Below are 23,092 nucleotides of genomic sequence, written 5' to 3'. Positions count from 1 at the left end.
TATGAACGGATTACTTAAATTTATAACTTGCGGAAGCGTTGACGACGGTAAGTCAACACTTATAGGACATATCCTTTACGACTCAAAACTTCTTTATGCTGATCAGGAGAAAGCGTTGGAGCTTGACAGTAAAGTCGGCAGCAGAGGCGGAGCGATTGACTATTCACTTTTACTTGACGGACTTATGGCCGAAAGAGAACAAGGTATAACGATTGACGTTGCATACCGCTATTTCACAACTGACAACAGAAGCTTTATCGTTGCCGATACACCCGGACACGAAGAATATACAAGAAACATGGCAGTAGGTGCGTCATTTGCGGACTTGGCTGTAATTCTTATCGACGCGTCACAAGGCGTGCTTGTTCAAACAAGACGTCATGCGAGAATTTGTAAGCTTATGGGTATACGTTACTTTGTGTTTGCCGTAAATAAGATGGACCTTGTAAAGTATGATAAAAATGCTTATGATAAAATCGTAGGACAGATTGAAGAATTGAAAAACGAATTGTCACTTGAAAACGTTAAGATAATTCCATTGTCTGCAACAGAGGGTGACAACGTAACGGTTAAATCGGAAAACATCACTTGGTATGACGGCGAACCGCTTTTGGAATATCTTGAAAATGTAGATATAAGCGAAGAAAATGCGGAACAGGGATTTTATCTCCCTGTACAGAGAGTCTGCCGACCGAACCACACATTCAGAGGTTTTCAAGGTCAGATTGAATCGGGCAGCATAAATGTCGGTGACGAGATTACAACATTGCCGAGCAATGAAAGTGCTCATGTAAAAGAAATTTATGTAGGTGACAAGAAGTCAGAAACTGCATTTAAAGGTCAGCCTGTCACAATTACTCTTGACAAAGAAGTTGACGTTTCAAGAGGGTGTGTGCTTGTAAAGGGTACAAACCTTGCACCTTATAAGCGTCTTACAGCGTCACTTTTGTGGATGGACGATGAGCCTTTGACAGTCGGAAAAGACTATCTTGTAAAGATTGGTACAAAGACAATCGCAGGTATAGTCGCAGGTATTGATTATGCGATTGACGTTAATACAGGTGAGCATATCAATGCGGAAACAATAGGCAAAAACGGTATTGCGGTATGCGAAATTTTGCTTACAGAGGCTGTTGTTGCAGACTTGTTTGAAGAACACAGAACACTCGGTGAATTAATTCTTATCGACCGTGTGACAAATATGACTTCGGCTTGCGGTGTTGTTGACGAACTTAAAGAAAAGGGCGGTTCTTTCTCGGACAGAGCATCGTTTAAGTTTGAAAACCTTGAGGCAAGAGGCGATATTTTTGAAGAATTCTATTACGATCCACAGAGCTTGTCAGTACTTAAATATCAACCTGTTGACAAGACTTATACTGTCGGTGACAAAATTCCGACAGAGGGTGAAAGCTATAAATATCCTGACAGCTTTGATATAATTGTACTTCGTGACGGAGTTACGGTTAAAGTCAGAAATAAGAAGATAGGCGATATTATCGAAACAAAGAATTATGAATACGACGGTTACCCTGTCATTAACGGACGCGGTTTTGAAATTAAGGCTGATTCAAGAGAAAAAGTTGTGAACTTCCTTAGGGAATATGCAACAAGAGATGACGAAAACAAATTCTTTGAAAAATGGTTAAACTTTAATACATACAGAAAAGTTACCGTAAAATAAAAAATAAAGGCTGTCGGCGAAATGCCGACAGCCTTTTGTATTACATAATTTTAGCGGAAACAAGTTCTTTTTCATTATCCGAAACAAATTTTGAAAAAACGTAAAGCATTGCAAGAAGTGCTTTATCGTCGATTTCATCACATGAAATTTTGTGATTTGTAATCAAACCTTTGAGTTTGTTATTTATCAGAATATCGAATTTATTGAATTTACTTCGTCTTATACAAAGTTCACCGAAAAAGCTTTCAGCCTCAATATAAAATTCAATCGGGGGTGTTACGAAAATATCGTAAAGCTTCTTTAAAGCAGAGCCGTTTGTTTCGGTGTCGTTCCATTTGTAGTCTGCCCATGCGTAAAATTCGTTTTGTGTTTCGTGTTCGGTAAAGACGTATTTAATGCGTTTGTCGAGAGGTTTAGGGTCGATTTTTACGGAATAAACAATTTCACCGCTGCTGTTACAGACAGAATATTCACCGTATGTTTTCAGGTTTTTCTTTATTATAAATTCTGTTTGATTTTCGGTATTTAATATATATGATTTAAAAAATATTTTCTTTATCTTCAATTCCATAAAACAACAACTCCGTTCGTAAAAATTGTTTTTATAAAATTATATAATATATACGGTTAAATGACAATACAAAAAAATTAAAAAAATTTCCTATATTAAATTGACAATAAAAAAAATATGTGTTATGATTAAACCTATCGGATAAGTATGATATAAAAATACGGTGTGAGAAGGGGATTATATGTACAAGGTATTGCTTGTTTTTAAGGATGAAAATATTGCTGAAAAGATAAAAAGAATGAATATTTGGGGCGAAAATTCGGAATTTGAAATATCGGCGGTCGCAAAAGACGGTGCGGCGGCTTATGATGAGGTTAAAAAACAGCACTATGATTTGGCAGTCATGCAAACGGATATTGACGGAATGGACGGACTTCAGCTTTTAAGGCACATCAGAGGTGAAAGGCTGTGTTCTTGCGTGGTGCTTTTCAGCAGTGAGCCGAATTTTGAAAACGCAAGACAGGGTATAATTTACGGTGCGTTTGATTATCTTACAGAGCCTTTGACTGAAAAGTCGTTCTGTTCGATTTTCGACCGCATAGAGAACAGAACTGACAAGAAGGAAGAAGTTTATCATTCCGAAGAAATACTCAGTTGTATAGAACAGCACGGCGGCAATCTTGAAAAACAGCTTGCCGATACACGCACTGATATATACAATATTGCTACAGATAACGTGCTTGCGGAAAATGCGGTTATCAGCACATACGACAATGTTGTAAACGAACTTTTCAAGCAAAACGAATGGCTTGATTTGTATATTCCGCATATTGATGTCAAGGAGTATGTGGGGATAGAGAGAACCGAGGACGCCGAAAGGACGGTTATCGAAACTGCAAACGAAGTGTGGGAATTATATCCCAAAGTTCAAAATCCGCAAATGCAGGATGTTATATTATACATATTGAACAATCCGGAAAGTGACCTGAAACAAAAGACTATTGCGTCTAAGCTGTATATGAACAGTTCGTATTTAAGTACGGTGTTCGCAACACAGACAGGTATGCGCTTTGTGGATTATATCACAACTGTACGCTTAAAACGTGCAGGGTGGTTACTGAAAAATACGGAAATGAAAATTACCGAAATCGCATTAAGACTTGATTATAAGGACGTCGGATATTTTTCGCAACTTTTCAAAAAGCAATACGGCATTGTTCCGTCACAGTACAGGTTGCCGGATAATTATAATTATCAGATTTAAACTTGTATAAAGACGGATTTAATAGTATAATGTTACTAAAAAAGAAAAAAAGGGGCGAATTAATGAAACTGAAAAACATATTGATTTTAATACTTTGTATAGTACTTTGTCCGCCGATAGTAATGGCGGTAAGTGACAATACGGTGTACACCGAATTTACCGGCGGAAACAGTTCGAGCACAGGAAGCGGAACAGAACAATCGCCTTATAATCTGTTTGAGGACGCATTAAATGCCGTTGAGGACGGCGGTACAATATGTGTCGGCGAAAAAGGCGCATTTGTAAACAGCAGTGACGATAAACCGCTTGTAATAAACAAAAATGTTACAATCACTTCAAAAAGCGATACCGCACCGGAGATTTCAATACGCAAAGCGGGTGTGGTTTTGGGCGGAAACGTGAGTTTTAAAAATGTGGTTTTGTCGCTTGTAAACGGCAATCACGCACTGATTGCGGCAAACGGATATACACTTACGCTTGACAATGTTACATATTTTCAAAATACAAGGGAAGTACATATTGTAGGCGGTACTTTGTACGATAAAAACGGTGTGAGCCTTAGTCCGACGGTCGGAGAAAAAAGCAAGATAGTTTTAAGCGGTAATAAAACGCATTTCGGAAATATCTATGCCGGAAGTATCAACGGCAGTTTTGATAAAGATGTTGAAATTGATATAAACGGTGTGACGGGTAAAAATATCGGTAAGGTGTATTCTTGCGGAGCGAAAGAAGGTTATTATAATTCCGATAATTTCCTTGATCCGAATAATGAGCCGACCGCACCGACTGCCGGTTCGACAGTGTACGGTGTGACGGGTAATGTGAATATTAATTTGAGCAACAGTTCTATTTGTGAGATTGACGGCGACTGCGGTAGCGGCAGAGCAAATGTCAGTGTGGTAACGGAGTATCAGTACAGCAGTGCAATGAAAAATATAGGTTTGCTTACGGTGGACAGCGGAATGCTTGAACTTACCGAGATTAATGACGATGTCAACGTAAAGATTAATTCAAACGGAATTTTGGATATGTCAAACTTGGGTGAATGCAGTGTAAATGATTTTTACGGCGGAGGTACACTTGTTTTGGCAAAGGACGGATTGCTTACGGTAAACGGTACATTAAGCGGTGTGACAGAATTTCAAACTTCGGGCGGAGTAAATTCTTCGGGTATTGCCGAGTATGACAGATTATATATTAAGACATCAAAAGGTGACGGAAGTTTTACTTTCAATCCGTATGCCACTCAATCGCATATGACGCTTGACAAGACGGTGGACGGCTTTAAGACGAGCAGTAAAACGGAAGAATCTGTTGTTTTGAAAAGTTTTGGGATAACAGGAAGTGAGTTTAATGACACTTCACTTGAAGTTAATCAAGGCTATTTTGATATTCCGATTGAAACGGAATTTGAGGGCAGCGGTTTTTATGATATAAGTATGGTACCGCTTGTTTATACCGTTTCGTATAACGGTGAAACGTACGGCCCGAGAAATTCGACATTGACAGATGACGGGAATTATGAGGGTGATTTTAAGGAACTTAATATGTGCTTTGCACCGATAACGGACAATATAAGTGTGACGAAATATTCGTCAACGATTGGATTCATGGATGATATTGCAGAGGGCGTGTATGATGTAACGGTTACTGCACCGACTGCAAGCGGAAATGTTGAACGTAGCTTTAAACTGATTGTCGGAGATGTGACACCGACAGCAACACCAACCGCCGAACCAACGGCAACACCGACAGCAACACCAACACCAACAGTCGAACCAACGGCGACACCGACAGCAACACCAACAGCCGAACCGATGGCGACACCGACAGTTAAGCCGACCGCCGAACCGACGGCAACACCGACAGCAACACCAACAGCCGAACCGACGGCGACACCGACAGTTAAGCCAACGGCCGAAACAACGGCGACACCGACAGTTAAGCCAACCACAGAACCGACTGCAACACCGACAGTTAAGCCGACCGCCGAACCGACGGCAATACCGACTGTAAGCAACAAAGTTGAGTTTACAAAAGACGGTGACAGGGTTAATGCGAAAATTATATTAGACAAGCAAGTGTCGGCGGAAAATATAAAAATGTATGTTGTATACAAAGAAAATGATGTTTTGAAACGAGTTGAAACGGTGAACGTAAATGATGATTTTACGGCAGAATTTACAATACCGAATGAACTGAAAAATACAGAAATATCGGTTTATATATGGAACGACAAAATGAACCCGTATATGGATATACAAAAAGTGACGACCGAGCAGTCGTCACTTTTTTAATTTGATGAATATTTGTTTATTTAGTGCGAAAATTCCGCATTTATATTTGAATTTCATACTTGTATTTTTAAAAACAAGTTTTCGGTACATCAAACGAAATTGATTATAAAGCTCTTTGATTTTATCGCTTTCTCCTAAAATGCCGTAACCTTTAATGATACTGTACATTGCCATAGAAAGAGCCTTTTCGGCGAGGGTGTATTCTTTTTTGTTAAAGAAAAATTGACAACGGTCAAGCATACCTTCGGCGGCGTTTAGGTTTTCGGTTTTAAACTGCGTGTGCATAATACTGCCCTCACGCTGAAGATAAAAATAAAGCGGTTTTTTTGAAACTGCGATTTTGCTGCATTGACTTATTATTTGATGTACGGCAAATTCGTCCTCATGCAACGTATTAAGCGGAAAACGAACATTATTCCAAAGATGACTTTTATATAACTTTGCCCACAAGGTGACGTAATAAATTCTTGTGTCGGTGTAAAAATAATTCCAAAATGTATCGGTTGATATAATTCCGTCTGTGACAGTTACGTTTTCCTGCGGAGAGAGATTGCCGTTTTCCTCTACACTGGTGTAACCGCACATTGCTATATTGGTATCACCGATATTTTCTGAAAGAAACTCAATCATATTCGGTTCGATATAATCATCGGAATCGACAAACGTTATATAATCGCCGTGCGTATTGTCAAGACCGATGTTTCGTGCGGAAGACACACCTCCGTTAGGCTGGTGGATTACCGTAATTCTGTTGTCTTTTTCGGCAAGACTGTCGCATATTTGCGGTGAATTATCCGTTGAGCCGTCATCAATAAGTATTATTTCGAGATTTTTATATGTTTGGTTAAGTATGCTCATAACGCATTTTTCGATATATTTTTCAGTGTTGTATACAGGCACTATAACGCTTATCAATTTCATATTTTCCACCTACCTTTTATAATTAAGATTATAACTGATTATAATAATTAAGTCAACAAAATCATAAATATAACACACACAATGAAATACAGAAAGGATATGAATATATTATGTTTCGAGGGTATAATTTAAAACAAAAAGAAGTTGTGAATATAAAGACGGCAGAGCGGCTTGGACGCATCAGTGACGTGGAGATAAGCGAGAGTACGGGGAACATCGAAGCTATAATAGTTCCGCGAAAAGGGTGCTGTTTGGCAAGGCTTTTCGGAGGGGGTGAACTTGTCATTCCGTGGAGCGCTATTGAGGTGGTCGGGGAAGATTTGGTTCTTGTGCGATTTTTTGATATTGATAATGAAAAATTATCTTGAAAAAAATTATCGAATAGTATATAATAATACCATAAATACTATACATAAAGGAGAAACACAAATGAGATGTCCATATTGCGGATTTGCCGAAAGTAAGGTCATTGATTCAAGACCTACCGAAGAAAGCAATTCCATCAGAAGAAGACGTGAGTGCTTAAAATGTCAAAAGCGTTTCACTACATACGAAAAGCTTGAGGCGATTTCGCTTGCGGTTATAAAGAAAGATCAGTCACGTCAGCAGTATGACAGAGGAAAAGTGTTAAAAGGAATAATTACGGCTTGCGAAAAACGTCCTATATCTCTATCGCAAATGGAACAGATTGCGGACGATATTGAAAGCGAATTGTATCAGTCAATGACGCGTGAAATCGAAAGCACCGCTATCGGTGAAAAGGTTATGGAAAAGCTTAAAAAACTTGATGAAGTTGCTTATGTACGTTTTGCGTCTGTATACAAAAGTTTTGATGATATAGATACGTTTATGGCAGAATTGCAGGGACTTATCGATGATAAAAAAGATTGATTTGCATACGCATTCAACTGCGTCCGACGGTACGTTTACTCCGTCGGAGGTTGCGCATAAAGCACATAAAACAGGACTCAGTGCCGTCGCACTTACAGACCACGATACGATAAACGGACTTGCCGAGTTCAAACGTGCTTGCGGTGAATACGGAATTGAGGGTATATCTGGCGTTGAAATAAGTGCAAAGTACGAAAAAGAAATGCACATAGTCGGCTTGTTTATTGATGAAAACGATACTGAACTTGCCGAAAAACTTGACGAACTAAAAAATGCAAGAGAAGTGCGTAACAAAAAAGTACTTGAACTTGTGAACGGGCAAGGTATGGAAATATCGGTTGACGATATACTGTCGCAAAAAGACGGTGCAACGCTTTTGAATACAGGCAGAGCACATATTGCCCATGCTATGGTGAAGAAGGGATATGTTGCGTCAGTAGACGAGGCATTCAAAAAGTATCTAGGCAAGGGTATGAGCTGTTATGTTCCGCGAAAAACGTATTCGCCTAAAGAAAGTATTGAAATGATTAAAAATGCAGGCGGTTTGGCGATTTTGGCACACCCTGTTTATATTACGGAAGATTACGACAAATTGTATTCACTTTTGAAACAATTAAAGGAATACGGACTTGACGGTACGGAATGTTTATATAACTGCTATTCCGAAGAATTTTCAAAAATGTGTTTTGATATATGCGATAAATTAGGACTTGTAAAGTCCGGCGGAAGTGATTTTCACGGCGGTAATAAGCCTGATGTGGAGCTTGGAAAAGTTTCGGGCGGTTATGTGCCTTATGAATTTTTGCTGAATATGAAAGAACAAAGGGGTCTAATGTAATAGACCTCTTTATTTGTAAGAAAGGACTTGATAAAATGGAACGAACTATTGCGGCAATTTCCACTCCGCAGGGTAACGGCGGTATAGCTGTTATAAGAATAAGCGGTAATGACGCTATTAAAGTTGCGGACAAGGTTTTCTTCGGAAGTAAAAAACTTGCCGATTGCGATACACATACCGTTCATTACGGTTTTATAAAAAATGAAAAGGGCGAAAAGGTTGACGAAGTGCTTGCAACGGTTATGCTTGCACCGAAAACTTTTACGCGTGAAGATGTTGTGGAAATCAGCACTCACGGAGGAAGTACAGCGTCAAGAGCGGTACTTGATACGATTATAAGAGCAGGCGCGTATATGGCAGAGCCCGGTGAGTTTACGAAACGTGCATTTTTGAACGGACGTATAGATTTGTCACAGGCAGAGGCGGTAATTGATATTATAAATTCAACAAACGAACTTGCACAGCGAAATGCACTTTCACAGCTTGAGGGTTCACTTTCAAAAGAAATCGAAAATGTAAGAAATGAGCTTGTTCACCTTGCCGCACAAATGCAAGTCACGATAGATTATCCGGATGAAGATTTGGAGGATATTACGACTGACGATATAAGAAATGTTGCGCATGACTGCAAAAACAGAGTGAATAAACTTTTGTCAACCGCCGACAGCGGTAAAATATTGCGTGACGGTATAAAGACGGTTATAGTAGGCAAACCGAACGTTGGTAAATCGTCACTTTTAAATTCGCTTGCAAGAGAGGAAAGAGCGATTGTTACCGACATTGCGGGAACAACACGTGATGTTATAGAGGAATATATCAACCTTGACGGAATACCTCTTATGCTTATCGATACGGCAGGTATAAGAAATACTGATGATACGGTTGAAAAAATCGGCGTTGAAAAGTCGATTAAATCTATTGAAAAGGCTGACCTTGTTGTCGTTATGATAGACGGCAGCGGATTTTTCGGTGATGAGGACGTGGAAGTTCTGCATGCGACCAAAAACAAAAAACGAATTGTTCTTATCAACAAAACCGACCTGGGTCAAAGCAAATATGTTGAGGCGGTTAAGGCAAAGGCAAACGGCAGTGTTGTTATTGAAGTGAGTGCGAAAACGGGTATGGGACTTGATATTCTTGCCGATGAAATCCGCAAGGTTTATAATTTCGGCGAGCTTGCAAGAGAGGACAGTGCCGTTATAACAAATATGCGTCACAAGACGGCGCTTATAAAAGCAGGCGAAGCACTCGGACGGGTTGTTGAGGCTATTGATATGAATATGCCGTCTGATATTGCATCGATTGATATTAATATCGCCATTGACGCACTTGGCGAAATTACGGGCGAAACTGTGTCGGACGATATTGTTACGGCGATATTCCACAGCTTTTGCGTGGGTAAATAGTCGAGTGAAATTGTTAGAAAATTCACAAGCCAAAATAAAGCAATTTTTTAAGATATTTACTTGAAAAAGATGAAAAAAAGGTATATAATAAAAAGAGGTAAAAAATTATAAAGAGAAAAAGGAGTTTTGTGTAATGAGTACATTCATAGAACAATTAAAGGAAAGAGCCAAAAAGGACATCAAAACTATCGTTCTTGCAGAGGGCGAAGAAATCAGAACTTTGAAGGCTGCTGAAATGGTAAAAAAAGAGGGCTATGCAAAGATTATTCTTGTAGGTAACCCTGACAAAATAAAGACAATGGCTGCCGCTGAAAATCTTGATATTGACGGTATCAAAATTGTTGACAGCGAAAACAGTGAAAAGAACGAAGAATACGCAAACGTATTCTATGAATTGAGAAAGAAAAAGGGCATTACACCTGAACAGGCTGCCGAAACAATCAAAGATCCGTCATATTATGCGGTAATGATGGTTAAACAAGGTGATGCTGACGGTATGGTATCGGGTGCTATTCACTCATCAGCCGACACAATTCGTCCGTCACTTCAAATTCTAAAGACTGCACCGGGTACAAAGCTTGTATCTGCATTCTTTATTATGAATGTTCCTAACTGCGAATACGGTCACAACGGTACATTTATTTTCGGTGACTGTGGTCTTAACCAAGATCCGACTGCTGACGAAGTAAGTGAAATCGCTATTTCATCAGCTGCATCATACAAACAGCTTATCCAAGACGAACCGAGAGTTGCAATGCTTTCATATTCTACATACGGCAGTGCAAAGAGTGCCCTTGTTGACAAAATGCAAGAGGCTACAAAGCTTGCAAAGGAAAAGGCTCCTGAATTAAAGCTTGACGGTGAACTTCAGCTTGACGCCGCTATCGTTGACAGTGTTGCTAAGTCGAAAGCTCCTTCATCAGACGTTGCAGGCAGTGCGAATGTACTTATTTTCCCTAACCTTGACGCAGGTAACATCGGTTACAAACTTACTCAAAGACTTGCTAAGGCCGAAGCTTACGGACCTATTCTTCAAGGTATCGCAAAGCCTGTAAACGACCTTTCAAGAGGCTGCAGTGCGGAGGACATTGCAGGAGTAGTCGCTATAACCGCAATCCAAGCACAGTCTTAAGCGGTATATCACGCACCTCTCGCATTTTTTGTTCGCCTTGCGTACCGGCGTACGCGACGGCAACCAAGAAAAAGCGATATGCACGCAATCTACCGCTTAATACCAAGCGGTTACATTAAGTGGTTTGTGTTATAAATTAATAAAAAATGAAAGGAATTTTAATATGAAAATATTAGTTATAAATGCGGGTAGTTCATCATTGAAGTACCAGCTTATAGATATGGACAACGAACAAGTTATGGCAAAGGGTCTTTGCGAAAGAATTGGTATTGAAGGTTCAAATCTTCAACACACAAATGTTGCAAAGGACGAAAAGACTAAGATTGAAAAGCCGATGAAGGATCACGGTGACGCAATTCAGATGGTTATTGACGCACTTGTTGATGAAAAAATCGGTGTTATCAAGTCAATGGACGAAATCGGTGCAGTCGGTCACAGAGTTGTACACGGCGGTGAAGAATTTGCAGGTTCATGCGTAATTACAGAAGCAGTTATGAAAGCACTTGAAAAGTGTACACCGCTTGCTCCTCTACATAACCCACCGAACATTATCGGAATCAAGGCTTGCCAAAAGATTATGCCTAACACTCCTATGGTTGGTGTATTCGATACAGCATTCCACCAGACAATGCCTCCAAAGGCATATATGTATGCTTTGCCATATGAATACTACAAAAACTACGGTATCAGAAAGTATGGTTTCCACGGTACAAGCCACAAGTATGTTTCACAAAAGGCTGCTGAATTTTTAGGCAAGCCGGCAGAAGACCTTAAGATTGTTACTTGCCACCTTGGCAACGGCTCATCAATTACAGCTGTTGACGGCGGTAAGTGTATAGATACATCAATGGGATTCACTCCTCTTGACGGTGTGCCAATGGGTACAAGAACAGGTTCAATGGACCCTGCTGTCGTTACATATCTTATCAACCAAAAAGGTATGTCAGCTAAAGACGTTGACGCTCTTATGAACAAGGAAAGCGGAGTTTCGGGTGTTTCGGGCGTATCATCTGACTTCAGAGATTTGTCTGCTGCCGCTAAAGAAGGAAATGACAGAGCACAGCTTGCTCTTGATATGTTCTCATACCAAGTTAAGAAAGACATCGGTGCTTATGCTGCCGCTATGGGCGGTGTTGACGCAGTTGTATTCACTGCCGGCGTAGGTGAAAATGATGCGGCTACAAGATCAGCAGTTGTTGAGGGGCTTGACTTTATGGGTATCAAGATTAACGAGGACAAGAACGCTGCAAGGGGTACAGTTGATATTTCAGCTGACGATGCAACAGTTAAAACTCTTGTTATCCCTACAAACGAAGAACTTATGATTGCTATTGACACTAAGAGATTGGTTGAAAACAAGTAACTGAGAGCCTGGCGACAAAATGTCGCCAGCTCCAAAAATCACATCTTGCGATGTGATTTTTGAGTGTTTTCAGAGAAAAAATCTAAAGTTCCTCCAAAGTCGAAACTTTAGATTTTGAGTCCTTTCTGCCGCACATGTCGTCAGAAATGATTTTCAATGAGGGAGTATCGGAAAGACGTCCGACGCTCGTAGAGCGGTTTTGCCAAAGGCAAAACTACTGAAAAGGCACCTCAAACTCCCAAGAATAAAGTATACAAAACCACATGGTTTTGTATACAATTTGAATTAATATTGTTTTTTACGGAACATACTGTTTTAGTATGCTCCGTTTTTTTGTGTAAATAATTTGTCGAATTTTGTAGACAAATTATAGTAAAATAGTGTATAATAAGCCGTAGAATGAAGTAATGGCGGTGAAATAATGGACACAAACAATCACAAAGGTCACAGAAAAAGAATGCGTGAGGATTTTGAAAAAGGCGGTTTCAAAACGTGGCAGAAACATAAGGTTTTGGAGTATCTTCTCTACAACGTAATTCCGGTGGCGGATACGAATGATATAGCACATAATTTGATTAAAGAGTGCGGTGGATTTGTGAATGTGTTCCACACTTCTAAAAAACGTCTTATGAGCATAGACGGTGTAGGTGAAAAAACCGCCGATTACATATGTTCTCTCGGTGAATTTATACAGTATTACAATACGGAAAAATATAATACGGACGTGTTTGTTTTAAACAGTGAAACGAGTGAAAATTATTTGTGCAATCTGTTTGACGGCAAAAATCGTGAATGTTGTTATATGATTTGCCTTGATCCGAAAAACAGAATTATTAATCAGGAAATGCTTTTCGAGGGCAGTTTTGAAAGCGTTGAACTTGATGTTGCGAAGGTGCTTAGAAGTGCGGTTAAAAGTGACGCGTCACAGGTTGTATTTACGCACAATCACCCAAGCGGAATTTTAAAACCGTCAAATGCCGATTTGGTTACGACACAGGCTTTGGAGCATACGCTTTTTTTCGCCGGTATAAAAATGCTTGACCATATAATCGTGGCAGACGGCAAATGTATGAGTATTCTGCCGTATTTAAAAGGCAGCGGAATGAATGCGAAGATTAACAGAGAGATAAAGAAAAATAACAGACGATAAAAATGTTAGTGTTAATTTACACAAAAGAACTTTGATTAAAAAGGTCATATTTGGCGTTTGAAAACATTGACTTTATCACAGTGATATGGTAATATATTTTATTATAGATATTACTATAACAAAATACATATTATAATGAAAGAAAAATAAGGGAGGCATAAGAATGGCAAAGGTTGCAATAATGGGCTACGGTACTGTTGGAAGTGGTGTATACGACATAATTAAGACCAACAGTGACAAGCTCAGCCGCAGTGCGAATGGTGAAAGTGTGGATATAAAGTACATTCTTGACATTCGCGATTTTGACGACCATCCCGAAAAAGAACTTTTTACAAAAGAATTCAATGACATACTTAACGATGACGAAGTAAGCGTTGTTGCGGAAGTTATGGGAGGACTTCACCCTGCATATGAATTTACAAAAAGTCTTCTTGAAGCGGGAAAGAGCGTTGTAACGTCTAACAAGGAGCTTGTTGCCACATACGGGACAGAGCTTTTGGAGATTGCCCGAGGGAAAAATGTAAACTACTTCTTTGAGGCAAGTGTAGGCGGCGGTATTCCGATTATAAGACCTATGCATCAATGTCTAACGGCTAACAATATATTGAAGATTGCCGGTATTTTAAACGGTACAACAAACTATATTCTTGACCAGATGATAAGAAAGGGCAAGACTTTTGAAACAGCCCTAAAAGACGCACAAAATAACGGTTTCGCAGAGAGAAATCCTGCCGCCGATATTGAAGGTCACGACGCTTGCAGAAAGATTGCGATTTTGGCGTCACTTGCGTCGGGCAAAATGATTGATTACAATGATATTGATACAGATGGTATAACAAACATTACTCTTGACGATGTTAAATATGCCGCTGCTATGGATTCAGTTATAAAACTTATCGGATATGCACAGTTTGACGAAAACGGCAAGGTTTACTCAATCGTATCACCTATGGTGATAAAAAACAGCAGTCCTCTTGCCGGTGTTGACGGTGTATTCAATGCCATTATGGTTACAGGCGATTGCGTAGGCGATGTAATGTTCTACGGTAAGGGTGCAGGTAAACTTCCTACTGCAAGTGCTGTTGTTGCCGACGTTGTTGACGCGGTTAAGCACAGCGACAGAAGTAAGAAGATTTTCTGGGAAAAGCCGACTGAAAATATTATGGCTGATATTGATTCGAAGAAGTTTGAATACTTTGTAAGAACAACTGATTCTGCAGAAAATGTTCAGAAAATATTCGGAAAGTGCGAATTTGTCGATAATATTATAGACAATGAGTCAGCGTTTGTGACTTCACCGCTTACTAAATCTGAGGTTGAAGAAAAACTTGCTAAGCTGTCTGATGTTGTGGCAAACATTCGTGTAATGGATTAATGATTAAATTAAGAGTGCCTGCAACCAGTGCAAATATGGGTGCAGGTTTTGATACTCTCGGTGTGGCTGTTGGTTTGTATAACCGAATGATGATTGAGGAAATTCCCGAGGGACTTGAAGTAATCAACAAAAATACTCAAAGCTTTATCCCACAGGATACAAGCAATTTGATTTACCGTGCAATGGCGGAACTTTTCGACTATGTAGGTTATGAGCAAAAGGGTTACAGAATAACTCAAGACAGCCAGATACCTATGACGCGAGGTTTGGGCAGCAGCAGTGCGTGTATTATAGGCGGAATGTTGGCGGCAAATATTATTTCCGGCAGACAGCTTTCGTATCAGGAAATAATTCATCTTGCGGCAACGATGGAAGGTCATCCCGACAATGTGGGACCGGCACTTTTCGGCGGTTTCTGCGTGTCGCTTATGGATGATGACAAGACTATAATCAAAAGCACAAAGCTGAAAAGTCATATTAAGTTCGCGGTTATAATTCCGGATTTCTTTGTTGCAACAAAGAAATCAAGAGGAGTTCTTCCGTCAAAGATTGATTTTAAAGACGCAGTCTTTAATGTCGGTCATGCGTCAATGTTTCAGGCAGCTATGCTTACGTGCGATATGAAAGCGCTTGAAATCGGCGTTAAGGATAAACTTCATCAACAGTATCGTAAAAGTTACGTTGACGGTATGGAAGATATATTTGAAAAAACATATCACTTGGGTTCGCACGCAACATATTTGAGCGGCTCCGGACCTACAATACTATCAATACTTGACGGCAACTATGATGGATTTAAAGCTGGTATGGAAGAATATTTTAAGACTAACGGTCTTGAATGGAAATGTATGATACTGCCGATCGACAATGTCGGTGCGGTAGTTTCTGAGATATGAATATAAAAAAGGAAGGATAAACAAAAATGGGACTTATTGTTCAAAAGTATGGCGGTACTTCCGTTAAAGACGCTGAAAGAGTAATGAACGTCGCAAGACGTATTACAGACGCGTATAAAGCAGGTAACAATGTGGTTGTTGCAGTTTCGGCACAGGGTGATACAACCGATGACCTTATCGAAAAGGCTAAGGAAATCAACCCAAATGCCTCAAAGCGTGAAATGGATATGTTGCTTTCAACAGGTGAGCAAATTTCAATTTCTTTGCTTGCAATGGCGATAGAAAAAATCGGTTGTCCGGTTATTTCTCTTACAGGCTGGCAGGCAGGTGTTAAGACTGACGCTAAATACGGTGCTGCAAGAATAAGCACAATAGATACAGAAAGATTACAAGCTGAGCTTGATAAGAAGAACATTGTAATCGTTGCAGGTTTCCAAGGTATAAACAAGTATGACGATATAACAACTTTGGGACGCGGCGGAAGTGATACATCAGCCGTTGCATTGGCTGCCGCACTTCACGCAGATGTCTGCGAAATATACACAGACGTTGACGGTGTATATACGGCAGATCCGAGATTTGTAAAGAATGCGTATAAGCTTGATGATATTTCATATGATGAAATGCTTGAGCTTGCGTCACTTGGTGCAAACGTACTTCACAACAGAAGTGTTGAAATGGCAAAGAAGTACGGGGTTAAGCTTTCAGTCAGATCAAGTCTGAATAACAATGAAGGCACATATGTTAAGGAGGTAGAACAAGTGGAAAAGATGCTCGTTAGAGGTGTAACAAGAGATAATGATGTTGCGAGAATTGCTCTTTGCGGTGTAGAGGATACTCCGGGAAAGGCTTTCTCAGTATTCCGTATGCTTGCTAAGCACGGAATAAGCGTTGACTTAATCATTCAGTCAATCGGTAACGGTGAAAAGAAAGACATTAGCTTTACTGTTACGGAAGAAGATTTACAGCCTGTACTTGACCTTCTTGAAGAAAACAAGGCAATCGTTAAGGCTGACGAAGTTAAATGGACAAAGGACGTTTCAAAGGTTTCTATTGTCGGTGCGGGAATGGTTAATAACTCAGGCGTTGCCGCTACAATGTTTGAGGCTCTTTACGATGCACACATCAACATCAATATGATTGCTACATCGGAAATCAAGATTTCTGTTCTTGTTGACAGAAAAGATGCTGAAGCGGCTGTTGTTGCAATTCATGATAAATTTTTGTTGAAATAATTAAAAATAAATAGAAAATAAACCACAAGGGCGTGGCGACTGACGGATTTTATATGTCTTTTAGTTACACGAACTTGTGGTTTCGTGCTATAATATAGAGTAAATATAGAGGAGAAAGTTCAGTGAATGATAAAATTATAGGAAGAAATCCTGTTTTGGAGGCAATTCGTTCAGGTCGCAGCGTGGATAAAATCCTTGTTAAAAAGGGTAAGTACGAGGGCTCTATTGTTCCGATTATCAAGAAAGCAAAGGACGCAGGAATTATAATTCAAGAGGTCGAGAGAGCTAAGCTTGACCAAATCGCAGAGGGTGAAAACCATCAGGGCGTTATTGCATATGTGAGTGCATACGACTATGTGAGCGTGAAGGATATTCTTGATAAAGCTCGTGAAAAAAATGAGCCGCCTTTCGTTATTATTTGTGATAAAATAACCGATCCGCATAATTTGGGTGCAATATTGAGAACTGCAAATTGTGTAGGTGCACACGGTGTTATTATTCCTAAAAGAAATTCAGTGGGTCTTAACAGTGTTGTCGCAAAAACTTCGGCAGGTGCGGTTGAATATACACCTGTTGCAAAGGTTACAAATATCGCTAACACGATTGACAGCCTGAAAGATGAAGGCTTGTGGATTGCAGCGGCCGATATGGACGGTCAGGAAATGTATGATATTGACCTTAAAGGCTCGCTTGGTCTTGTTATAGGCAGTGAGGGCGAGGGCATCAGCAGACTTGTAAGAGAAAAATGCGACTTCATAGCAAGCATACCTATGGCAGGCGAAATTAATTCACTTAATGCGTCGGTTGCGGCAGGTGTTTTGATGTATGAGGCGTTAAGACAAAGAAGAAAGTAAAGCGTTTATTAACCGCAAGTTTTATTGTATTTTTGAACAAAAAACAGCCTTGAAAAACGGCTTATTTGTCGCAAATATCAAGACAAAAAACGGATTGTGAAAAAATAAACAAATTGCAATAAAATTCGGGTTATTAAACTGTTACAGTGGACAAACTTTAAAAAAACCACTTACTTTTTTAAAACAAAAGTGCTATAATTCAATTAAAGATAAACAATGAAAATATGAAAGATTGGAGATAAATAAGTGAAAGCAGTAGTTACCGTAATAGGCAAGGACCAAAAGGGCATAATAGCTAAAATCAGTAATATATTATTTGAAAACGGAGTAAATATTCTTGATATTTCTCAAACAATAATGCAGGATATGTTCACAATGATAATGCTTGTGAATTTTGAAAATGAGAATGTTACAGTAAAGCAAATCAGTGAAAAATTTGAACAGGCTGAAAAGGATATGGGGCTTTCAATCCATGTGCAGAGAGAAGAAATCTTCACATCAATGCACAGAATATAAGGGAGGTACAAATAATGATTAATCCCTTTGAAGTAATAGAAACTATAAAAATGGTTGACGAGGAAAACCTTGATATAAGAACTATAACAATGGGTATTTCTCTAAAAAGCTGTGCCGGTCCTGACGTTGATACAGTTTGCGAAAAAGTGTATGAAAAAATCACAACTTACGCAAAAGACCTTGTAAAAACCGGTGAGGACATTGAGGCTCAATTCGGTATTCCGATTATCAACAAGAGAATTTCGGTAACTCCGATAGCTACTTTGGTGGACGCATTGGAAGAACCTACTGTTGAAAAATGTGTTAAAATCGCAAAAACTCTTGACAAAGCCGCTAAAAAGACAGGCGTAAACTTTATAGGCGGTTATACGGCACTTGTGCATAAAGATTATACGAACGGTGAGAGAATACTTATTGAGTCAATTCCTGAAGCACTTGCCGCAACAGATCTTGTATGTTCAAGCGTTAATGTGGGTTCGACAAGAGCCGGTATCAATATGGACGCTGTTAAACAGATGGGTCAGATTGTTAAGAGAGCGGCTGAACTTACTGCCGATACACAAGGATTTGCGTGTGCAAAGCTTGTTGTATTCTGCAACGCGGTTGAGGATAATCCGTTTATGGCGGGTGCGTTCCTTGGCGAAGGCGAGGGTGAATGTGTTATAAATGTCGGCGTAAGCGGTCCGGGTGTTGTTAAATGTGCACTTGAAAAGGTTAAAGGCGAGGACTTCGGTGTTGTTGCCGAAACTATTAAAAAGACTGCATTTAAGATTACAAGAATGGGACAGCTTGTTGCACAAGAAGCGTCAAAACGTCTTAACGTACCTTTCGGTATCGTAGATTTGTCACTTGCTCCGACACCTGCCGTTGGCGACAGCGTGGCTTATATTTTGGAGGAAATGGGACTTGAAATGTGTGGTACTCACGGTACAACAGCCGCACTTGCACTGCTTAACGATGCAGTTAAAAAAGGCGGTATTATGGCGTCAGGTTATGTCGGCGGACTTTCGGGTGCATTTATCCCTGTAAGTGAGGACGCAGGTATGATTGCAGCGGCAACAGACGGCGTACTTACTCTTGAAAAACTTGAGGCAATGACTTGCGTATGTTCCGTAGGTTTGGATATGATTGTTATACCGGGCGACACAACTGCCGAAACTATTTCGGCGATTATAGCCGACGAAGCGGCAATTGGAATGGTCAACACAAAGACAACAGCAGTAAGAGTTATCCCTGCACCGGGTAAGGTTGAGGGTGACGTGGTTGAATTCGGCGGACTTTTGGGAACAGGTCCCGTAATGCCGGTTAAAAAGTATTCAAGTGCCGAATTTATAAACAGAGGCGGCAGAATTCCTGCACCGCTTCAAAGTTTGAAAAATTAATGCAGACAAAATCGTAATGATTTTTGAATATAGTCTGAAATAATGCAGATTAATCTGCAGAGGAAAGAGAGGTTGGGAAAATGGAAGATCTAATTATGAAGATTATCGACATCGAGGACAGAGCACAGGAAGTCATTAAGGACGCTAAGAAAGCCGACAGAGAGCTTGAAGAGCGAATTAAGGACGAATCTCGTAAAATGCGTGATGACATTACGAGAAGAATGGAGGCTAAAAACGTCACTCTAAAGCAAATAGAGGAAGAAGATGCCGATAAGAAAGTAGAGGCCATAAGAGTAAATATGGAAAGACATCTTTCCGAACTCGAAAAGAAGTACAACGACAATAAAGACAAATGGGTTAATGAAATTGTACAGAATATTATCGGCAGATAAGTGAGGTGGCAGCAAAATGAGCGTGGAATACAGTGCAATCGCCGCTAAATTAAAGGCGATGTATTCAAAATTTCTGACAAGAGATGACTATGAACAGCTCCTTGAAAGAAAAAGCGTAAATGACATATGCAGTTATCTTAAAAGTACACCCGGCTACGGTGAAGTTCTTGAACAGGTGAATGAGAGAGATATTCACAGAGGTCAGATGGAAATCCTGCTTGAACAGGAAATGGTTGACGAATACGTCAGACTATATAATTTCATGGACAATTCAAAGAGAACCGTTATGGAATTTTGGTTTATGCGCAGAGAGATTGCATTTTTGAAACGTGAGATAAGATATATCTATACTCACGAGGAAAGAAGTAATGATGAGGTAAACCAAAGCAAATTTGACGCTTTCTTTGAAACACACACGAAAATAAATCGTGAGATAATGCATAATGCAAAATCCCTGTCGGATTGTATCGAGGCTTGTAAAAACACTCCTTACAGCGAGCCGCTGCAACGAGCGGAAAATATAGGCGCGGATTCATTTTCGATGGGTATGGTGCTGGACACATATTACTATAAGTCAATATGGCATACAGCATCGGTCGCTCTTGATAAGACACAGGAGAATTTATTTAAAAGGCTTATCGGAACAAAAATAGATATGCTGAATCTTATGTGGATTTACAGGGGCAAAAAATATTTTGAATTTACAAATGAAATAATTTTCACCTATCTTCTGCCTGTCAGATACAGATTGACGGAAGAGGTAATCAAACAGCTTGTAAATGCAGATTCTGTTGAAAGGTTTATTGATATTGTAAATCAATCGACCGCATACGGAAAGTTGTTTGAAGATTATGATAAGGGAAGATTTCCCGAAGGCAATTACAGGTATATTTATAACCGGTTATCAAAAAGTATATTTGTAACTCATCCCGAGTCGATGGTTGCGGTATATGCCTATATGAACCTAAAGGAAGTTGAACTTAATAACATTACGACCATTATCGAGGGGATAAGATACAACTTAAATCCTGATTTTATCCGCACACATATTGGTCTTGAGTAGAGGAGGGGGAAAATGGCAATCGTAAAGATGAAAGCCGTAACTATTGCCGCTCAAATCAGTGAATTTGATACGGTCGTTGAAAAGTACGTTTACGGCAGAGATATTCATCTTGAAAATGCTATGTCGGTAATTTCAAACAGAGGCAAGCTGAAAAACTTTGAGGAAAACAATGAATACGACATAGTTGCAAAAAATGCGTTAAGCATTATGAATCTTGCTAACTACACAGTGAACAAGAAATTGATTGCTCCCGAAAGTGTAAAGCTCGGCGATATGCAAAATTTTATTGACGGAATAAACGAGCGTATCGAAGAAGAGCGTAACCAAAGCGACGAGCTTTCAGAGAGAATAAAGGCAAATGAAGCGGCGGTTGAGCAGCTTAATCTAATGCTCAGTATGGACGTGGATTTGTCGAAAATTTTCAAGTTTGAATTTATAAGATGCAGATTCGGACATATTCCGAAAACAGGTTATAAAACGCTTATAACTTACCTTGACAATCTTGAAACTTTCTTCATTAAGACTGCGGAGGACGCAACAGATGTATGGGGCTTTTACTTCGCACCGCTTTTGAAAGAGAGAAAGATTGAAGAAGTATTTAATTCTCTGTATTTTGAACCTATGGACATATCAGAGGATTACGTTGGTACTCCGCTTGAAATAAAGCGTGGATTATTAAACCAAAATCAAAAATTAAAACAGCAGATTGAAGAACTCAGTGCAAAGACCGCCGAGATGATTTCAAGCAGTGCGGATAAACTTTGCGGAATTTACAATCTTGCGAAGAAACGTCATCAATTCTCCGAAGTAAGAAGAAATGCCATTCACGGCGATATGTTCTTCTATATAGTAGGTTGGATGGATGAAAAGAGTGCAAAGTCGCTTGAAAAAGAGATTAACGGTTCAGATGACGTTGTGATGTTCTATATGGAGGACGCAGAGGACGTCAAGGATATTCAGCCGCCTACAAAGCTGAAAAATAATCCTGTATTTAAACCGTTTGAAATGTTCGTTAAAATGTATGGACTTCCGAGTTATACGGAAATTGATCCGACAGGCATACTTGCCGTAACGTATATACTGTTCTTTGGTATAATGTTCGGTGACGTAGGTCAGAGCCTTGTGCTTGCGATAGCAGGCTTTATAGTTTACAAAGTCAAGAAATGGGACTTGGGCGGTATTGTCGGAATGGTCGGAATATCTGGTGTGATATTCGGATTTATATACGGAAGTTTCTTCGGAAATGAAGAAATAATCCCTGAATTGTTCCATACAACAGCGTTAAACCCTATGAATGAAATAGCGTTAATGCTGGGCGGTACGATTGGTATGGGCGTGCTGATAATTATATTCGGTATGGTATTGAATGTTATAAACGCACTGAAAAGTAAGGAACTTGGCGAAGCACTGTTCGGACATAACGGTGTCGCGGGCTTGGTGTTCTATATAGGCGCACTTCTTCTTGCCGGTAACTTGTTCTTAAAGTGGGGTATACCGACATTCGTATTTGTGGCAATTATTATTTTGGCAGTGCTTTGTATGTACTTATGCGAGCCGCTTGGTAAGCTTGTAGAGGGTAAAAAGGACTGGCTGCCGAGAAACGGAATGTTCTTTGTGGAAAACTTGTTTGAAATGTTTGAAGTAATTTTGAGTTTCTTCACAAATACAATCTCATTCCTAAGAATAGGCGCTTTTGCAATAGTCCATGTAGGTATGATGATGGTTGTTGCAATTCTTTCTCAAAGCGGCGGTGTAGGCGGAGTTATTGTACAAGTAATCGGTAACGTACTTGTTATGGTTCTTGAAGGTCTTATCGTCGGAATACAGGTACTTCGTCTGGAGTATTACGAAATGTTCTCAAGATACTTCTCAGGCAGAGGTAAAGAATTTATGTCACTTCGTGATAAATAATATAAATCGGTTTT

21 protein-coding genes are annotated in these 23,092 nt (G+C 39.7%); 19 read left to right on the top strand and 2 right to left on the bottom strand.

The window, feature by feature from the left end; translation table 11 throughout:
- The first annotated feature begins 1 nt into the window (after nucleotide 1).
- Nucleotides 2-1,681, top strand: a complete 1,680-nt coding sequence (locus tag LKE05_RS09290; protein WP_308456629.1) for a sulfate adenylyltransferase subunit 1 — start codon at nucleotides 2-4, stop codon at nucleotides 1,679-1,681.
- A 40-nt stretch (nucleotides 1,682-1,721) separates the two neighbouring features.
- Here the strand turns inward: LKE05_RS09290 and LKE05_RS09285 are convergent, their stop codons facing one another.
- Entirely contained in the window at nucleotides 1,722-2,252 is a 531-nt protein-coding gene (locus LKE05_RS09285) for a hypothetical protein (protein WP_308456628.1), read from the bottom strand.
- Between the two features lie 181 nt (nucleotides 2,253-2,433).
- Here LKE05_RS09285 and LKE05_RS09280 point away from each other — a divergent pair, with 181 nt between their 5' ends.
- Both LKE05_RS09280 and LKE05_RS09275 read left to right on the top strand, forming a co-directional pair.
- The gene (locus tag LKE05_RS09280) at nucleotides 2,434-3,456 is read left to right on the top strand and encodes a response regulator transcription factor (RefSeq protein ID WP_308456627.1); all 1,023 of its coding nucleotides are present in this window, start codon (nucleotides 2,434-2,436) and stop codon (nucleotides 3,454-3,456) included.
- Nucleotides 3,457-3,518: 62 nt separating this feature from the next.
- Entirely contained in the window at nucleotides 3,519-5,753 is a 2,235-nt protein-coding gene (locus tag LKE05_RS09275; RefSeq protein WP_308456626.1) for a hypothetical protein, read from the top strand.
- On the opposite strand, the gene LKE05_RS09270 is transcribed toward LKE05_RS09275, so the two are convergent.
- A complete protein-coding gene (locus tag LKE05_RS09270) occupies nucleotides 5,742-6,674 on the bottom strand; it encodes a glycosyltransferase family 2 protein (protein ID WP_308456625.1) in 933 nt (310 codons plus the stop codon). The two genes, LKE05_RS09275 and LKE05_RS09270, sit on opposite strands and share 12 nt — an antisense overlap.
- Nucleotides 6,675-6,784: 110 nt before the next feature.
- Here LKE05_RS09270 and LKE05_RS09265 point away from each other — a divergent pair, with 110 nt between their 5' ends.
- The 16 genes from LKE05_RS09265 (at nucleotide 6,785) to LKE05_RS09190 (ending at nucleotide 23,078) form a co-directional block, all read left to right on the top strand.
- Complete coding sequence (locus LKE05_RS09265) at nucleotides 6,785-7,042, top strand: YlmC/YmxH family sporulation protein (protein ID WP_022230568.1); 258 nt, start codon at nucleotides 6,785-6,787, stop codon at nucleotides 7,040-7,042.
- Between the two features lie 61 nt (nucleotides 7,043-7,103).
- A complete protein-coding gene (gene nrdR, locus LKE05_RS09260; RefSeq protein ID WP_022230569.1) occupies nucleotides 7,104-7,565 on the top strand; it encodes a transcriptional regulator NrdR in 462 nt (153 codons plus the stop codon).
- Nucleotides 7,549-8,403 carry a PHP domain-containing protein gene (locus LKE05_RS09255; RefSeq protein WP_308456624.1) on the top strand — a complete coding sequence of 285 codons (855 nt, stop codon included), beginning with the start codon at nucleotides 7,549-7,551 and terminating at the stop codon, nucleotides 8,401-8,403. Before nrdR ends, LKE05_RS09255 begins: the two co-directional genes overlap by 17 nt.
- A 35-nt stretch (nucleotides 8,404-8,438) precedes the next feature.
- Nucleotides 8,439-9,809 (top strand): tRNA uridine-5-carboxymethylaminomethyl(34) synthesis GTPase MnmE, encoded by a 1,371-nt coding sequence (gene mnmE / locus LKE05_RS09250; RefSeq protein ID WP_308456623.1) that lies wholly within the window; start codon nucleotides 8,439-8,441, stop codon nucleotides 9,807-9,809.
- Nucleotides 9,810-9,942: 133 nt separating this feature from the next.
- Nucleotides 9,943-10,941, top strand: a complete 999-nt coding sequence (gene pta / locus LKE05_RS09245) for a phosphate acetyltransferase (RefSeq protein WP_308456622.1) — start codon at nucleotides 9,943-9,945, stop codon at nucleotides 10,939-10,941.
- Between the two features lie 163 nt (nucleotides 10,942-11,104).
- Nucleotides 11,105-12,304: an acetate/propionate family kinase gene (locus LKE05_RS09240; RefSeq protein WP_308456621.1), complete on the top strand. Its 1,200-nt coding sequence runs from the start codon at nucleotides 11,105-11,107 to the stop codon at nucleotides 12,302-12,304.
- Nucleotides 12,305-12,725: 421 nt separating this feature from the next.
- Nucleotides 12,726-13,454, top strand: coding sequence for a JAB domain-containing protein (locus LKE05_RS09235; RefSeq protein ID WP_308456620.1), 729 nt, complete (start codon nucleotides 12,726-12,728; stop codon nucleotides 13,452-13,454).
- A gap of 163 nt (nucleotides 13,455-13,617) precedes the next feature.
- Entirely contained in the window at nucleotides 13,618-14,829 is a 1,212-nt protein-coding gene (locus tag LKE05_RS09230; RefSeq protein WP_308456619.1) for a homoserine dehydrogenase, read from the top strand.
- Nucleotides 14,829-15,725, top strand: coding sequence for a homoserine kinase (thrB, locus tag LKE05_RS09225; RefSeq protein ID WP_308456618.1), 897 nt, complete (start codon nucleotides 14,829-14,831; stop codon nucleotides 15,723-15,725). Before LKE05_RS09230 ends, thrB begins: the two co-directional genes overlap by 1 nt.
- Nucleotides 15,726-15,751: 26 nt before the next feature.
- The gene (locus tag LKE05_RS09220) at nucleotides 15,752-16,960 is read left to right on the top strand and encodes an aspartate kinase (protein ID WP_022230577.1); all 1,209 of its coding nucleotides are present in this window, start codon (nucleotides 15,752-15,754) and stop codon (nucleotides 16,958-16,960) included.
- 122 nt (nucleotides 16,961-17,082) lie between these two features.
- Entirely contained in the window at nucleotides 17,083-17,814 is a 732-nt protein-coding gene (rlmB, locus tag LKE05_RS09215; RefSeq protein ID WP_117967781.1) for a 23S rRNA (guanosine(2251)-2'-O)-methyltransferase RlmB, read from the top strand.
- Nucleotides 17,815-18,060: 246 nt separating this feature from the next.
- The gene (locus LKE05_RS09210; RefSeq protein ID WP_308456617.1) at nucleotides 18,061-18,330 is read left to right on the top strand and encodes an ACT domain-containing protein; all 270 of its coding nucleotides are present in this window, start codon (nucleotides 18,061-18,063) and stop codon (nucleotides 18,328-18,330) included.
- A 14-nt stretch (nucleotides 18,331-18,344) separates the two neighbouring features.
- Nucleotides 18,345-19,712: a PFL family protein gene (locus LKE05_RS09205; RefSeq protein WP_022230580.1), complete on the top strand. Its 1,368-nt coding sequence runs from the start codon at nucleotides 18,345-18,347 to the stop codon at nucleotides 19,710-19,712.
- An 80-nt stretch (nucleotides 19,713-19,792) separates the two neighbouring features.
- On the top strand, nucleotides 19,793-20,104 hold the full coding sequence (locus LKE05_RS09200; RefSeq protein ID WP_022230581.1) for a hypothetical protein: 312 nt from the start codon (nucleotides 19,793-19,795) through the stop codon (nucleotides 20,102-20,104).
- A 16-nt stretch (nucleotides 20,105-20,120) separates the two neighbouring features.
- The gene (locus LKE05_RS09195) at nucleotides 20,121-21,167 is read left to right on the top strand and encodes a V0D/AC39 family V-type ATPase subunit (protein ID WP_022230582.1); all 1,047 of its coding nucleotides are present in this window, start codon (nucleotides 20,121-20,123) and stop codon (nucleotides 21,165-21,167) included.
- A 12-nt stretch (nucleotides 21,168-21,179) separates the two neighbouring features.
- Nucleotides 21,180-23,078: a V-type ATP synthase subunit I gene (locus LKE05_RS09190; RefSeq protein WP_117967777.1), complete on the top strand. Its 1,899-nt coding sequence runs from the start codon at nucleotides 21,180-21,182 to the stop codon at nucleotides 23,076-23,078.
- The last annotated feature ends 14 nt before the right edge of the window (nucleotides 23,079-23,092 follow it).

It is taken from the genome of Hominilimicola fabiformis (genome assembly GCF_020687385.1).
In the GTDB taxonomy this organism is placed as follows: domain Bacteria; phylum Bacillota; class Clostridia; order UBA1381; family UBA1381; genus Hominilimicola; species Hominilimicola fabiformis.
The sequence above is the reverse complement of the archived record's forward strand: the minus strand, read 5'-3'. Positions and strand labels throughout refer to the sequence as shown.